Annotated in this window: 15 protein-coding genes and 1 pseudogene; 11 read left to right on the top strand and 5 right to left on the bottom strand. The window is 33.9% G+C overall.

Features of this window, described 5'->3' with window-relative positions:
• The first annotated feature begins 2 nt into the window (after positions 1 to 2).
• The gene (locus F5ESL0246_RS07055; protein ID WP_122019037.1) at positions 3 to 479 is read left to right on the top strand and encodes a threonine/serine exporter family protein; all 477 of its coding nucleotides are present in this window, start codon (positions 3 to 5) and stop codon (positions 477 to 479) included.
• A gap of 174 nt (positions 480 to 653) precedes the next feature.
• Here F5ESL0246_RS07055 and F5ESL0246_RS07050 read toward each other — a convergent pair whose 3' ends face one another.
• Positions 654 to 1,364 (bottom strand): C39 family peptidase, encoded by a 711-nt coding sequence (locus F5ESL0246_RS07050; RefSeq protein WP_122019035.1) that lies wholly within the window; start codon positions 1,362 to 1,364, stop codon positions 654 to 656.
• A gap of 84 nt (positions 1,365 to 1,448) precedes the next feature.
• Entirely contained in the window at positions 1,449 to 3,026 is a 1,578-nt protein-coding gene (locus F5ESL0246_RS07045; RefSeq protein WP_122019033.1) for a multicopper oxidase family protein, read from the bottom strand.
• 356 nt (positions 3,027 to 3,382) lie between these two features.
• On the opposite strand from F5ESL0246_RS07045, the gene F5ESL0246_RS07040 reads away from it, so the two are divergent.
• Together F5ESL0246_RS07040 and F5ESL0246_RS07035 are read left to right on the top strand one after the other, a co-directional pair.
• Positions 3,383 to 3,907 (top strand): hypothetical protein, encoded by a 525-nt coding sequence (locus F5ESL0246_RS07040; RefSeq protein WP_122019031.1) that lies wholly within the window; start codon positions 3,383 to 3,385, stop codon positions 3,905 to 3,907.
• A 100-nt stretch (positions 3,908 to 4,007) separates the two neighbouring features.
• The gene (locus F5ESL0246_RS07035) at positions 4,008 to 4,628 is read left to right on the top strand and encodes an LVIS_2131 family protein (protein WP_122019029.1); all 621 of its coding nucleotides are present in this window, start codon (positions 4,008 to 4,010) and stop codon (positions 4,626 to 4,628) included.
• Positions 4,629 to 4,684: 56 nt separating this feature from the next.
• Here the strand turns inward: F5ESL0246_RS07035 and F5ESL0246_RS07030 are convergent, their stop codons facing one another.
• Both F5ESL0246_RS07030 and F5ESL0246_RS07025 read right to left on the bottom strand, forming a co-directional pair.
• Positions 4,685 to 6,178: an O-antigen ligase family protein gene (locus tag F5ESL0246_RS07030; protein ID WP_122019027.1), complete on the bottom strand. Its 1,494-nt coding sequence runs from the start codon at positions 6,176 to 6,178 to the stop codon at positions 4,685 to 4,687.
• An 884-nt stretch (positions 6,179 to 7,062) separates the two neighbouring features.
• Positions 7,063 to 7,389: a DUF2187 domain-containing protein gene (locus F5ESL0246_RS07025; protein WP_122019025.1), complete on the bottom strand. Its 327-nt coding sequence runs from the start codon at positions 7,387 to 7,389 to the stop codon at positions 7,063 to 7,065.
• 94 nt (positions 7,390 to 7,483) lie between these two features.
• On the opposite strand from F5ESL0246_RS07025, the gene F5ESL0246_RS07020 reads away from it, so the two are divergent.
• The 4 genes from F5ESL0246_RS07020 (at position 7,484) to F5ESL0246_RS07005 (ending at position 10,691) form a co-directional block, all read left to right on the top strand.
• Entirely contained in the window at positions 7,484 to 8,032 is a 549-nt protein-coding gene (locus F5ESL0246_RS07020; RefSeq protein ID WP_122019023.1) for a guanylate kinase, read from the top strand.
• A 176-nt stretch (positions 8,033 to 8,208) separates the two neighbouring features.
• Positions 8,209 to 8,700, top strand: a complete 492-nt coding sequence (locus F5ESL0246_RS07015; protein ID WP_369916870.1) for a C40 family peptidase — start codon at positions 8,209 to 8,211, stop codon at positions 8,698 to 8,700.
• A gap of 218 nt (positions 8,701 to 8,918) precedes the next feature.
• Positions 8,919 to 9,653 (top strand): C40 family peptidase, encoded by a 735-nt coding sequence (locus F5ESL0246_RS07010; protein WP_122019130.1) that lies wholly within the window; start codon positions 8,919 to 8,921, stop codon positions 9,651 to 9,653.
• A gap of 165 nt (positions 9,654 to 9,818) precedes the next feature.
• Positions 9,819 to 10,691 (top strand): C40 family peptidase, encoded by an 873-nt coding sequence (locus F5ESL0246_RS07005; protein ID WP_122019021.1) that lies wholly within the window; start codon positions 9,819 to 9,821, stop codon positions 10,689 to 10,691.
• Between the two features lie 67 nt (positions 10,692 to 10,758).
• On the opposite strand, the gene hflX is transcribed toward F5ESL0246_RS07005, so the two are convergent.
• Entirely contained in the window at positions 10,759 to 12,024 is a 1,266-nt protein-coding gene (gene hflX, locus F5ESL0246_RS07000) for a GTPase HflX (protein WP_122019019.1), read from the bottom strand.
• Between the two features lie 493 nt (positions 12,025 to 12,517).
• Here hflX and F5ESL0246_RS06995 point away from each other — a divergent pair.
• From F5ESL0246_RS06995 to F5ESL0246_RS06980, 4 genes and pseudogenes are all read left to right on the top strand, one after another.
• A pseudogene (locus tag F5ESL0246_RS06995) lies at positions 12,518 to 12,661 on the top strand (DNA-entry nuclease); the annotation flags it as partial.
• Between the two features lie 170 nt (positions 12,662 to 12,831).
• On the top strand, positions 12,832 to 13,572 hold the full coding sequence (locus F5ESL0246_RS06990) for an L-ribulose-5-phosphate 4-epimerase (RefSeq protein WP_122019018.1): 741 nt from the start codon (positions 12,832 to 12,834) through the stop codon (positions 13,570 to 13,572).
• A gap of 94 nt (positions 13,573 to 13,666) precedes the next feature.
• Positions 13,667 to 14,119 (top strand): PTS sugar transporter subunit IIA, encoded by a 453-nt coding sequence (locus tag F5ESL0246_RS06985; protein ID WP_122019016.1) that lies wholly within the window; start codon positions 13,667 to 13,669, stop codon positions 14,117 to 14,119.
• Positions 14,120 to 14,144: 25 nt separating this feature from the next.
• Entirely contained in the window at positions 14,145 to 15,533 is a 1,389-nt protein-coding gene (locus tag F5ESL0246_RS06980) for a PTS galactitol transporter subunit IIC (RefSeq protein WP_122019014.1), read from the top strand.
• Positions 15,534 to 15,546: the final 13 nt, after the last annotated feature.

The raw sequence follows: 15,546 nt of genomic DNA, 5'->3' as shown, positions 1-15,546 counted from the left end.
AAATGCCATTGTGGTTAGAAATAATTATTAATCTTATTTTTGCTTATGGAGCTTCGGTTGGTTTTGCGTTGACAATCAATGTTCCACGAAGAGTTTTGAATTTGAGTGGAATGGCGGGGGTTATTTGCTGGATAATTTATTGGCTGGCAATGAGAGCTAATATGGGGCGCTTAATTGCAAACTTACTTGGGTCCTTTGCTGTAGGAATTTTGGGAATTATTTTTGCAAGAAGAAAGAAGTGTCCAGCAACGGTATTTTATATTCCAGCTATTGTACCACTTGTACCCGGAGTTCCGGCTTATCAAGCGGTGCGTAGATTGACTTCTGGCAATATTCAAGGAGCCAATGATGCTATTTTGCGAGTGATTGTAGTTACAGGAGCAATTGCATTAGGAATGCTATTATCTAATATGTGTGTTGAAATCTTTTTCAGAATAAAAAAATTTTACAAGCGAAATAAAGATGTTTATAATAAGTAATTGCGAGTCGACAAAAACGCGAGATGCGGATTTGGATAAGGACACCCGCCTTAAGTGGCAGACACGGGAAGTGTTGGTCGTTGACTAACCTGATGTGAACAGAAGTGGTCACTCATTGTAAAAATGAGCCTTGATTTAAAAAGGGCAGGTTCTTAATTGAACCTGCCTTTTTTGTTATTTTAAAAATAATGCCTGCTTTCCTTGCTGATTATAGCTACGTTCTAGTCCACTCCAGGAAACTTTTTTATTTTTTTGACCAAAGGGATCATTAACGTAAATTTGCCTTTTTTCCTTGTTAAAACCTGTAAGAACACAAGCATGTGATGATGGCGTAACATGCACTATTCCTTGCTTAGTTGACCAAGTTTGCATGTCTTTAACGCGGTCAAAATTAGTGGTAGTAATAATCAACACGGGGTGACCCTCAGATACCAGTTTTACTACTTGAATAAAGTCGTGTCCAGTAAAATTTTGAATACGATTAGTATATTTGCGAGCTACCTGCATTAAGGGCTCGTTATAAACGCACCATCCTGCATTTGCTAGACTCATATAGCCCACAAAACCGACATGGGGATTTCCACGATACTGACCATTATCAGTAAAAGAAGCAACATGATTAATCTTTTCTGATAGGTCTAACTTAGTTACTTTAATATTATAATAGCGCAAAAGCATAGCTAAAGAGGTTACTTCACAGCCATTAGGCAGCTCTGGGTACTGATTTTCTAAAGGAACATTTATCTTCTGCTTCGAATTGAGAGTTAACCAATCATAATGATTTATGATCTCTTTTGAATTTAGGCAAACAAAAATAAGCCCCACAATAAGTAAGCCTGATACAACTTTAATTAAAACCTTGTTGAAGAATTTCTTTTTAGTCATAAGGTATTTATATCATGAAAAATAGTGTAAAGCAAAAATCGCTCAATAAAATGAGCGATTTTAATATTTTTATTAATGGTTAAATTAATGGTGACTAGCACCAGATAGAGAATCCATAGTATGGTCAGTGCCTTTAACATCCATTCCTTCGACGTCCATTCCTGGGCACCAAACTTCATCCATTGGGATTCCTTTTTCTTCAGCAAACGCCTTGGTTAAGGTTTCCATATCCATCAAATCATATTTCTTATCTGGTTCTTTTGGATCTACGATCTGGATTTGAGCCATCATTCCTGCATCTTCGTGTTCAATAATGTGACAGTGATACATGAAGACACCAGCATTTTGGAAGTAAACCTTAACGCGGACTGTTTCTTGTGGAGCAACTTCTACGGTATCCTTGTAAACATTTCTTTCATTTGGATAAGGTTCTTTGCCATCGCGCGAAACAACTAAGAAGTGAGCACCATGAATATGGAATGGGTGAAGCATACCATGAGTCTTGTCATTAGTATTAGTAATATCCCAATATTCAGTGCTCATTAGCTTTTGCTTCATATCAATTCTCTGCATTGAAAATTGCTTGCCATTGATCATGTTGTGATTATCCATTGTTACTTTACGTACTTCTGCATCTGGATTAACTTCAGGATCATTTGGCGTAAATAATGTGTCAGGAATAACGCTGTCGTCTTTTTCGTACTTATGAATTCTAAATTCAACCAATTTGAAGTCATCAGTATATAGGTTAACGATATCGCCATCATGATATGCACCAAAATCAACGACAACTTGTTGACGTTCACCGGGCCCGATTAAAACCTTAGTCATTTTCACAGGATGTTCCAAGAAAGAATCATCACCAGCGATCTGAGTCATTACAAGATCATCAGTAAAGTGGAGTCGCCATTCTCGTCGGTTTGAGCCACCTAAGAATAGTAAACGAACCTTTTGAGTAGTTACATCAACATAAGGTTTAATCACAGCATTGATAACAGGAACATCACCAAAGATTCCCATAGCATTATAATCTGCCTTGTAATCAAATTGGTTGTCTTCATGGAAAATTCGATCTTGTAAAATAATTGGAAATTCATCTTTGCCATAAGTCTTAGGAATTGGTAGCTTAGCCTCATTTTCGTCAGTTACTACAACCCCCATTGCTAACCCCATCCAAACTTGGGCAGCAGTTGATGGACATGGATGAGCATGTAGCCATGTTAAGGCAGCGGGTTGGTTAACAGTGAACTCAATGTGCTTTTCTTCTCCAGGATATACAGGTGAATGACATGCACCATCTGCTCCAGGTCCTGGAACTTCCATTCCGTGCCAATGATAGGTTGTTAACTCGGGTAAGCTATTTTTTAGTGTGACATGAACATTTTGTCCCTTTGTTAAGACCATGGTTTTACCAAGGACGGGGAAATTATATCCCCAAGTATGTGTTTTTTTACCTGGTAAAAATTGGAAATCTCCTTCTTGAGATTCAATTGTAAACCAAATATCGTTACCTTCCTGCTTATCTGGCTCCAAAACTGGAGGTACAATTAGAGGCTGTGCCTCGACACCTTCTGGAATATGAAGTTCTTTGTACCCCATATTATGATTTTTATCAAAGTCGGCTGATTTATAGAAATAATCTGTATAAACTTTATCTGACATTTTTGTCTACCTTTCACTAAAAAATTAATTTAATTTTTTATCTGTATGATAAATTTACTCTAGATGAAAACGCTTGTAAAGTGGTCATAGTTATGTTTTCCGAGTAGCTAACAAAAATAATGCGTTTTCGCAAAAATATAAATAATTTTGTTATTTTATTTTTTGGCAAAACACTTATAAATAAAGTGGTTTTATGATAACAATTTAACTTTTGGCAAAATAATTTTGTTTTTTAAATTTGATGTTTTTTAAAAATAATTTTAAAAGAAATAAAAATAAATTGTTTTTAGGTAAGAATTTGAGTATCGTTATAGAAGACTAATAACTAAGTTTTAAATTTGAAAAGGACTTTTACTTTGAAAATCAATTTAATCGATTTAACCAATAAAATTGAACAGCAAGATTATTTAGAAGATTTAGAAACGATTAAGTACGCTGAAATTAGCAAATCGAAAACCAAAATTAAGACATTGGCATCTAAGATGGTGAAAGAGTTGGGTGCGGCAATAAGGCATGATTCTTTAGGACATATTGCTCTTGAAGTGACAGGACAGCGACCAGTTACATTCGCGATAGAAAATAATATTATCAACTTGCCGTACAGTGATTATAAGAAAATTGCTAATTTTTTTGATGAAAATACGAAACAACCTCTGAATGTTTATTTTGAGACTGAATCAGACTATTTGAATGCATCTGGCTTTCGAATTGACCAATTGGCTACGGATAAGGAACTCATTGAAAATGAAGATGAAGTAAGTGAGCGTCTTGCTGATGCGGTAATGGCTAAACTCCATCAAGTGCGTGAGTATCAAAAAAATGAGATACCAGTAAAAAGCAAGACAGTAAGCAATAAAAAGGTAAGTACAAGCAAGGGTTAATTTGGAGTGAGTAAAATTTGGTTGATGAAGTGACATTCATTTAAAGCACCTATCCAAAATAAACTTTTTACAATATAATGGAACTTATAGGAGGTCTATTATGATAAGCTGGAATTTTCTTGGTGTTTTATTATGGGTTATCGCTATTCTTTATCTGGTGTTTATTGTTCAAAATATTCGTAAACGTCATTTAGCGATGATTATCAAGAAGCATCAGCAATTTAATTGGCCCAATTTATTAATCGATCTTTTGGAAGTTCTGGTTTTGCTAATCGGAGTAGGATACCTTTTTGGTAAAACAATGCTCGATAATCCTGATCTTGAAGATACGAGTGAAATTTCATCAACTATTACGTATCAACCATTAATTATTAATACGGGAGCTGGTAACTCCAGTTATGTAACGATTGATTCAAAAAAGAAAAAAATTGGTACCCAGACATACACCTACTATTGTGCTGGGAATAAGACAACAGTTTCAAGTAATTTTGCGACAGTGGCCTATGATAAGAATCCCTTAGATATAAACGCTGCTCGGATTCCATATAATGAAAAAGAATTAAGAAAGCAGGATCGCAAATATCAACGAGCCTATGTAGCGGTTTATACAGCAAAGTATAAATCGGTATGGCAAAATGGTATTGGGTTACATGCTGGTCATACTGCTACTCGCTATTATTTAATTAGAATTCCAGATGCTTCGTTTATTAAGCAAAAATAACTAAAAACAGGTAACAGCCAAAATAATGGTTAGTTACCTGTTTTAATTATTTAGTGTTACGAATATTTCAACAAATTACCCTCGATAAAGGCAAGAATAAAGCTGGCGGTTAGGAAATCAAGGACATTACCGGAAGAGAAAGCAGCTAACAAAATAAAGCTGCTTGAAAGAATGAGTGAGCTTACTAAGTAAGTTCGAGTAGATTGATACCGCAACCAGCGGTAGATTGCATAAATGATAATAATTAAGTACGGGCTAACAAAGAGTATCATCCCCAGCCAACCCAAGGAGTAAATTTGAGCAGAAAAGTCGCGCTCAAGATTAAAAATATTGTTCTCACGCACATAAGAAATGCCGAAGAACTTGTCACCCAAGTTATTATTAGTTTTAACAACTTGCTTAAGCATTGCTTGCTCAATATGACGATTTCCCATACGACTTTGGCCCGGCTCACGCATAATCTGCAGCCAAAATTCGGGATCATATTGGTAAGGATAACTTTTAAAAACAAATTTAGGATTAAGAGCGTATACTTGGTAGTATTGTTTAATATAGCGCTGTAAAAATTCAGTGCGCTTATTTCCTGTAGGATACTTTTTAAGTCCCTGCGTTAGTTCTTGCTTTGCTTTAGTTAAATCATGGTCGGACTGTTTTGCTAAATAAATTTCATAATGGTAGCGTTGAACAGCCGGACCTATAGTTATTAATCCAGCAGCAGATATTCCAAGCAAAATAACCACTAATAAAGCTCGCCCATCTGACTTAATGTCTTTAACTAGGTACTTATGGAAAAGAAATAATCCTAAACAAATGATTATTCCCCCAATTAGGCCAATTGCTGCAACCTTTGTCCCAATTTCCACCATTGCCAGTGCCTGAATGATATTTAAAGTGACAATGCGCCAATTAAAATTGGTGAATAGATAGTAGACCATAAGTGGTAATAGCATGAATAAGACTGCTGAAATCATATTGGTAAAATTGAAAAAACCTTTTGAAGCTAAGTGTGAGTAACCAATATTGGTATTAAAGAACCAAGCAAAAATATTGGCACTGATCGTTCCGGATTCGTAAGATCTTAATGAAATTACGAATAAATTAGATACGACAATTGTTCCGGAGAAAAGCGTTGAAATTCCTGTGATTACTTGGCGTAAATTTAACGCACTAAAGTGCAATTCTGAAGTTAAATATAAGACAATTAAGGGCAATATCATCCTAATTAAGTAAAAAATTTCACCACTAGTTGAGTAATTATAGCCACTGGGATTAATACTGGTAAAGTTTTTAACATGGAGAAGATGCAATACCGAATAAATGAATAAAACTAACAGATAACAAAATAACCATTTGTGGTTAATTAGCTGCTTGCGTGCCTTTTTTTGACTAAAGAAAAGGCCTAGCAGTATTCCAATTGTCACAAGACGAATAATAGTAGGTAAGGTAAATGGCAAAATATTGGCTAACTCTCCATGATAGAACCAATATAAATCTAAAAACGGTTGACTGAGGATGAACCAAAATAGAATGGTTTTTACTTTTTCTTTCACTTTTTTTCTCCAAGTAATAAATATTTATTAGTTAATTGTAGGCAAAAATAGTGTAAAAAAAAAGGCTTTAAGGATAACTAATAGTCCGATCTATTTTAATTACTATTTTTGCATGGTAATTAAATAACTTTTTATTGCTTGTTATTAATTTAAAAATTGCTTGTGACCCCAATTATGACAACAAAAATGAAATAATAATCAGTTGAAAAAGGACGTGCTTCTATTTGAAAGATAGGTAATTTTATATTGTTTTTTTTTTTTTTTTTTTATAATCTGTACGAGCTGTCAAAATGATATATCATATTCTTAAGCACATTTGGTAATAGCTTTTAAGCCCTATTTATTACCACTTAATATGATATATTTGGTATTTGTAATTAATAAATACCTATCATAATTTATTGCTTATATATGACGTTACAAAATGTGTTATTCAAAAGTTGAATGCTCCCATAATTTTAAGAAGTGTTAACTTATAGTAGTTTTTGGAAGAAATAATAATTTTATAGCTTATTCTTATTACTGCTAGGTTAGGACAAACTAAAGAGAGCGTCATTTTTTGAAGTCATCGCGTTGGATTGACTCTAATTCAGCGGGTTTAAGTGCTAATTATATTTTTAAAAATTGAACAGTAGGAGTATTTTTGCAAGGTAGCAATGCAAAAGCTACAGATGGTAGCTAAGATTCAGTGAGTCCTGATTAAGTTTGCTTAAGGGCAAGTTATTTTACGCTAAGAGAGACTCTATTTTTAGTTAAACTAGCGATCATAGTTTTAGTGAAAGTTTGGGTTTATCTTGGCATTAGGTATTAATTCATACTAAAAAAGCGCAATTTTTGTTAACAAGAAATTGCGCTTTTTTGTTTAAAACTCACTAGAGAAACTATTATTTATCATTAGTTTGCTTTTCAGTAGAATTTTGCTCTGATATCTGGTCAGTTTTGGCAATTTTTTCAACTTTGACATCGCTCTCTGCAAGGTCTCGAATTTCTTTGATTTTGCGCTTAGGTGCAGTCTTTAAATTCTTAAAGTTGACGACAATCTTATGATTAAGATCACCAACTGAAGTTTTATCGATGGGATCAAAGTCAATGATCTTTAACAGGGCAGAATTTTCGTAAATTTTTTCAACCTTGCCAATAAAGGGTTGGGTGAGTTCTTCTTCAGATTTTGCACTCAGAATATCATCTATTTTTACATCTGTTTTTTTCATGATAATTTTTACTTCCTCTCTTACCCATGTTTCATTATAATAGAAAGATATTATTATAAAAGCAAATGGTTTTCAAGTAAAGGGGGCTTGGATTATGCGAAAATTAATTTTAATTGCTGGCCCGAGCGGTGCTGGTAAAACTACTATTTCGGAATATTTGACTCGCGAATTTGCTATTCCACGAGTAGTGACGCATACGACCAGACCCATGCGCCAAGAAGAAGTGCCTAATCAATCATATTATTTTGAAAGCGATGCAAGTTTTGAAAAACTACATTTTTTCGAACATATTAAGTATGGCTCTTACCAATATGGCTCTAGTAAAGAGGCTTTAGATGAAGCTTGGCAAGAACATGAATTAGTTTCACTAATTGTTGATATTAATGGCGTTAGGTCGTATCTTACGGCCTTGAAACAGCAAGTTTATTTTTTGTATGTTACTACCAGTACTAAAAAAGAATTAGCAGCACGATTAATGCAAAGAGGTGACAGTCCAGCCAAAATTAGTGAACGTCTAAGTGGCAGTGAATTAAACGAATTACCAAAAAGCCTAAAGAAACAAGCTCACATATTAGTTAATGATGATTGGGCCACTACCACAAAAAAACTTGCAACATTAGTACCAAAATTATTAAAAGCCTAAGCCTAATCCTAATCGTAGAGTTTTAAAATTACACTTCGACTAATTCTTAATGTTTTGTAGCTTCTTTGACATGAATGTGTAACATTTATTGAGTAGTATATAGATTGTCAGTCAAGTTAACTAGCAAATTAAACAAGAAACAATAAGAAATATTTAGTTGAGAGAAGAGATTGGTTTTGAAACACGGACATAAATATGGGTTAATAAAGATAATTGCAGTAGTAGCACTGGTTTTAATAGGAACTACGACTGCTGGTACAGCGTTGGTGACTACATCAAATGATGTTAGTGCTAATTCTATAACTAAATCCCGTAATGCTGTTGTACGACTTGCTAAAAAGCAGGTGGGAAAAGGTTATGTATATGGTGCAACTGGTCCTTATTCTTTTGATTGCTCGGGTTTAGTACAGTACGTTTATCGAAAAGCTGGTAATACCCAACTGCCAAGAACTACTTACTCTCAAGTGACACTTGGTAAGAATGTTTCTTTGAAGAAACTTAAAAAGGGCGATTTGTTATTTTGGGGGTCAGCTGCTGCTCCTTACCACGTTGGAATTTACGTGGGTGATAATCAGTTCGTTCATGCTGCAACTCCTGATCAAGGTGTATTACAGCAACCAATGAGTGCTTACTTTTATCCTTCTGCTGCAAAGAGAATAATTGAATAAAACCAATCAAACTCAATAATATTTCTAAAATACAAGAATCCAAATTTTAGTCCTTCAAGAGCAAAATTCCTGATAGGGCTTTTTTACGTATCAGTATTATTTTTGTAACATTTTTGTAACACTGCACGAGTAGAATTATAAATGTATGTAGAAGTAGATAAATATTGTTTAAATATTATTTGATTGAAAATAAACTTAATATTGGGGGGAATTTAATTTTGAAAGTTAAGAGTAATTTAGTAAAATTTACCACGGCCGCCGCTCTGGCAGTTACTAGTATTGGGGTTGCTACCACTGTTAATACAAAATTGACATCTTCTGATGTTGATGCGGCAACTGAAAAAGTCAAAATTAATTATATTCCTGGATACGGTATCAATGTTTGGGATAATTACGAGAATCCAACTTTTACCGGCGAAAGAATTAAGCACGGCAAGACAGTTTCAGTGTTGAGTAGTGCAGTTGATGAGAAAGGTAGAACTTGGTATCAAATAGGCGATAATCAATGGATATTAGCTCGTTATACTGTTAAGCCTGCTCGTCATATTAAAAAAGTAGTTCAAAAAAGTCTAGCATCTTCTATCAGTTCAACACAGGCGGAGAAAGTTGTAGACTTAGCCAATGCAGAAGTTGGGAAAGCTTATGCTTGGGGAAGTAATGGTCCTGGTGCGTTTGATTGCTCAGGCTTAGTTCAATATGTTTATAACAAGGCTGCGGGTAAAGAGGTTAGTCGTTCGACTTATACTCAAGTCAAACAAGGCAAAACAGTTTCAATGCAAAATTTGAGACCTTCAGATCTTTTATTCTGGGGGTCGCCTAATGCTCCTTATCATGTAGGTATTTATATTGGTAATAATCAATATATTCATGCAGCAGCACCAGGACAAGGTGTTGTCAAGGACAGTTTAAGTTCATACTTCTACCCCTCAGTTGCCAAGCGCGTGCTTGACTAGTCAAATAACTAAATAAGCAAAAAAATTGCACTTGGAGATAGTCTAGGTGCTTTTTTGTTAACATTAAGATGGCTGTAACTTGATTAAAAACTTTAAGCAGTTAAAATAAAGTTAATATTATTTCTTTTGATTACTTTAGGCTACTAATAAGGAGAGTATGGATTTATGAAGCGGAATTTTTGGAAAATGGGGTTAGCAGCAGCAATAACCATAACTGGTGTAGTGACTGCTGTACCTCAAAAAATGGTGAATGCCGCAACATTAAAAGCACCGATCAAGCGTGTTCAGATTAATTATTTGCCCGGAAAAAGTGTGAAAATTTGGACTAATTATGATGGTGGACAATTAATTGCCTTTCATGCAAAAGACAAAAGTAAATGGAACGTTGTTGAAGTTGCTGTAGACCGTAAGCAGCGATTATGGTATCGCATTGGTCCTAATGAATGGATTGAAGCACGTTATACAGTCGATATAAATCAGACTAAAAGTAAATCAATTGTTGCTAAGAAAAAGAATAATAGAAATAACCGTCAAAAAGAACGTAAAAGGCAAAGATTTGTGAATCAGGTAGCCAAGTCTAAAAATAAGGTTATTATTAGTAAGTTAAATATCAATAAAATTAAAGGGATCGAAAAAACATCAGTTAATAAACAGACTGCAACTGTTGAAGTAAATAAACGTGCCAAAGCTGTAGCTGATTTAGCAAGAAGTCAGGTTGGTAAAGGATATGCATGGGGTGGAAATGGCCCCGATAATTTTGACTGTTCAGGACTTGTCCAGTATATTTATAACAAAGTTGGTGGAATAAGCTTGCCGCGAGTAACTACTGATCAGGTTAAAGTAGGAGTAACAGTTGCAATGAATCAACTGCAACCGGGAGACTTATTGTATTGGGGATCTCCTGATGCCCCGTACCATGTTGGTATCTACATTGGCAATAATCAATATGTGAATGCAGCAAGTCCAGACCAAGGAGTGGTGCAACAAACAATTAGTTCTTATTTTTATCCTTGTATTGCTAAACGAGTGATTCAATAATTTTTCTTATAATTAATAAAAAGAGGCCTTAATTTAAAGGTCTCTTTTGCTTGAATAAATATTATACTTATACGACGTATTGTGTGAATTGATTTTGCTTTTGCGAAGACATGCGCACAGTTAGGTGAACACCATCAGATTGATAAGTTTCACTAATAATTTGCGTGTCTTCATGTAATTGAGCTAGAGTCTTACCAGCAGATAGTGGCAAGAGTAAATCAACTTTTTGATAATCAGCAAATACTCGTTTAGTAATTAACTTAGCTAAAGTAGTGATTGAAGCTGTATCAATAGCTGAATACAAAATATTATTACCTTCAATTTGGGGATAATTACGATTGGCTTTATCAGCTTTATTATAAGCTGTAATCATTGGTGTATCTTTTACCCCGATTTCAGTTAGTACGTCTTGTGTAGTTCGAATCATTTGAATCATGTTAGGATCAGCAGCGTCAACAACGTTGATTAACAAATCAGCATCTTTGACTTCCTGTAAAGTGGCTTTGAATGATTCAACTAACTTATGTGGTAACTTAGAAATAAACCCAACCGTGTCGGAAAGAATAAAGCTAAAGTTATTATTTAATTCAATGCGGCGTACACTTGTATCTAGGGTAGCAAAAAGCATATTTTTAGCAAAAACCTGTTTATCATGATTTTCTTGAGAAAATTTTTTCAAAAGTCCATTCATTGTCGTAGATTTTCCAGCGTTGGTGTAGCCGACAAGAGCTACTTTTGGAATATGGTTTTGATTGCGACGTTTAGCTTTGATTTCTTCTTGTTCCGAAATTGCTTTTAGTTCTTGCTTAATAGCAGAGATTTGCTTACCCAGTGTTCGCCGATTCAATTCCAGCTTTGATTCTCCAGCACCACGGTTGGCAAAACCACCTCCTCGTTGCTGGTCTAGGTTGTTTTGCGATGGATGTAAACGTGGCAGTTCGTACTGTAAACGTGCTAATTGGACCTGCAATTTGGCCTGTTTAGTTCGTGCACGATTAGAAAAAATTTCAAGAATTAATTCTGTGCGATCAATAACTTGTAATTTAGTTAGATTTTCTAAATTGCGGATTTGGACTGGTGAAAGTTCATCGTTTAATATAAGAATTTTAGCCTTTAGTCCACGTGCCATCTCTTTAATTTCGTTAATTTTACCAAGACCTAGGTAAGTACCAGTAACTACTTTTTCTGCGTTTTGTCGTGATTGGCCAACAACTTCCATATTATCTGCTTCGGCTAAGTTAGCAAGCTCAGTCATGTAGTAGTCAAAATTAGGGTCATTTAAATTAACGCCAGCAAGATATGCTTTGGTTTGATGAGGGGTATTATCAATCATATTGTCCTCTTTCTAACTAAAAATTTGAGCAGAAATCATGTTGCCACTATATTTAGTTTGAAAATTCTGTAAGATAACCACTTTTTTTAGATAACTATAATTGTAATACAAAATTGTTTGTTTACCAAGATAATGGGTCAAAGCTAACTTTTATGATTTAGCCAGTAAGTTATTGAATCAAGTAAGTGGAAGAATTTTTGATAAATATAATTAAAAGCTAAAAGAACTAGCAAAAAATACTTATAGTGTTTCGACATGATTTAATGATTTGTTATAATAATATAAGTGATATTTAATTATTGATTGAGGTACTTAAATGAAAAATCGACTATTAAAAATATTATTACCTGTATTGCTATTACTAAGTAGTTGTGGTTTGATCAATCTTCTAGATAAAGACATTCTTCAACCAACAATGGTAGTTCAAGCTAAAGGGTATCACAGACAATCCCGTAATTATTTACACAAAATACATCGGTACATAGAAACAGGAACTAAAAGAATTATTGGCAACCGTAATTCAAAAATTTATCATGTACCTGGGCAACATAGTTATCGTCTAAATATGGTTAATGCGATATATTTTAACTCTGAAAAAGAAGCAATTAGGGCAGGATATAGATGCTCAAAGAGATAATAATATATTAAATTTTAAGCACACTATATATGGTGTGCTTTTTGTTTTGTAGAAAATTATTAGTTAATCGGTTGCACTAAAAATAAGTATAAATCTTGACTTAAAGCATGACTTATAAAATAGTTAAATAATTTTAAGAGAACATATTGAAAGCTAAAGAAGGTAAATAAATGTTAGAAAAACTAAAAGAAAAGGTTTATAAAGCAAATATGCAATTACCGCAGTTAGGATTAGTTACATTTACTTGGGGTAATGTTTCAGGAATCGATAGAGAAAGTGGTTTATTTGTTATAAAACCATCTGGAGTTGATTACCAACAATTGAAACCTCAAGACATGGTTGTAATTAATCTGCAAGGTAGAATAATCGAAGGTGATCTAAATCCATCAAGTGATACTCCAACTCATGTTATTTTATATCGTAAATTTGGAGAAATTGGCGGCATTGCACATACACATTCTCCATGGGCCGTATCGTTTGCTGCAGCTAAAATGGATATTCCAGCAATGAATACGACTCATGCTGATACATTTTATGATGCAATTCCAGTTTCTGATTCTCTTTCTCAAAGTGAAATTGCATCAGATTATGAAAAATATACTGGTGTTTCAATTGTCCGTACTTTTGAAGAAAGAAATCTTGATTATAAAGCGACACCTGGTGTACTTATTAGTCATCATGGACCTTTTTGTTGGGGAGAAACGCCTGAAAAGGCGGTTTATAATGCCAAAGTGCTAGAGACAGTAGCAGAAGAAGATTATCATACTATGCAATTAACACGAGCAAATTGTGAGTTACCACATTATTTGTTAAACAAGCACTATTATCGTAAGCATGGAAAAGCTGCGTATTATGGACAAAATAATCCTGTATCAAAATTACATGCAAAAAATAATAACTTTAATAGTTAATTGATTGCACTAAATTTTGTCATGTAATTGACTTAAAAATTGATTTTGTAAGTGCTTAAATTTAAAAAGAAACAATAAAGAAAGAAGTGAATTGATGGAACTTTTAAATCAATCATTAGTTTTTGCAAGAATAAATCTTAATAGCAGTGATGAAATTATTCATTATTTAGCCCAACAATTGAAAAAACAAGGGAAAGTTAAAGACACATTTGAGCAAGCCGTTAAAGACAGAGAGCAAGTTCATCCTACTGGATTACCTAGTGGTGAAATTGCCGTTGCTATTCCTCATACTGATATTCAGTATGTCAATGAAGCGGCTATTGCCTTTGCAACTTTAGCTCATCCTATAAAATTTCATAATATGGCCATTACAAATGAAACTTTGGAAGTCCAGATTGTGGTAATGCTAGCATTAAAAACATCTCATGGACAGGTAAAAATGTTACAAAAATTAATGGCGCTATTTCAAAACCAAGATTTATTAAGTAATTTAATACAACTTAAAAATAATGTTGAATTATATAAAGCTATTTCAAAGCAAATTTAAATAAAGTTTATGGGAGGAAATATTTATGAAACCTATCATTGATTTCATTATGTATATTGTTGGCTTAGGTCCAACTGTTCTAATTCCAATTATTATGTTGATATTTGGCTTATGTGTAAGAGTTCCTTTTACAAAAGCGCTACGTGGTGGCTTAATGGTGGGGATCGGATTTATTGGATTAAATGCTACTGTTTCTATTTTAACTGATGTAATGAATCCGGCCATTAAAAATATGATCCAAGTTATGCACTTAAATTTGCAAGTAATTGATGTTGGCTGGCCATCAGCATCAGCTATTGCATATGGTACAGCTGTTGGCGTAAGTATGATTCCTCTTGGAATTGCTATAAATGTTTTGATGTTATTAACAAAAACTACATCAACAATAGATGTTGATATTTGGGACTTTTGGCATTTTGCATTCAGTGGATCATTAGTATACGCTTTAACTAAAGATATTGTACTTAGCCTTTTTTTAGCTAGTGTAAATATGATTGTGATAATGGTAACTGCGGATAGAACTGCACCACTTTCTGAAAAATATTTAGGATTGCCAGGAATTTCAATTCCTCATGGATATGCCGGTTCATTTGTTCCGATTGCCATTGTATTTAACTGGATTATTGATAAAATTCCTGGAATTAACAAGATCCATATGGATGCTAAAGATTTTAATAAAAAATTTGGTTCATGGGGTGAGCCTACTCTTTTAGGATTCGCTATTGGTATTATTATTGGAATTTTGGCTTATGGCTTTATTCCAGGAATGAGTGTAGCTACTAAATTAGGTAAGATAATGTTGATGGGTGTAACCTTATCGGCAGTAATGATTATTACACCTAAAATGGCTGCGTTACTGTTACAAGGTGTTGTACCAGTATCAAATGCAATTCAAGCATTTACCCAAAAGAAGTTTTCAGGTAAAAGAAAAATTTATATTGGAATGGATACTGCCGTAGGTATAGGTAGTCCAGTTGTTTTGGCATGTGCTACTTTAATGATTCCGGTTGCTTTATTATTTGCTTTCATTTTACCAGGTAATCAATTCTTACCGACAATTGGACTTGTTGGATTCGTATTTATGTTTCCACTAATTGTATCAATTACTCATGGTGATTTCTTTAGATCATTTATTATTGGTGCGATTAATGTCGTATTAGGGTTATGGATTGGTACTAATTTGGCACCATTAATTACTAAATGTGCAATAGCAGCTCATTTTAGTATTCCTAAAGGCTCATCATTGATTTCTAGTATTGATTATGGTTCAAATCCATATCCATGGTTGATTGTTCAAGTAGCCCCATTTAAATTGGTAGCGTATATAGTAGGAATTGTTTTGATTTTAGGATTATGCTGGTGGAACAGAACAAAAATTATTGCAGAAGAAAAACAAATGGCAGTAAAAAAATAAAAAGGTTTTAAGG

The organism is Lactobacillus sp. ESL0246, assembly GCF_003692965.1.
Taxonomy (GTDB): Bacteria; Bacillota; Bacilli; order Lactobacillales; family Lactobacillaceae; genus Lactobacillus.
Note: the sequence above shows the minus strand (reverse complement) of the source record. Positions and strands in the feature narration are given on the sequence as shown.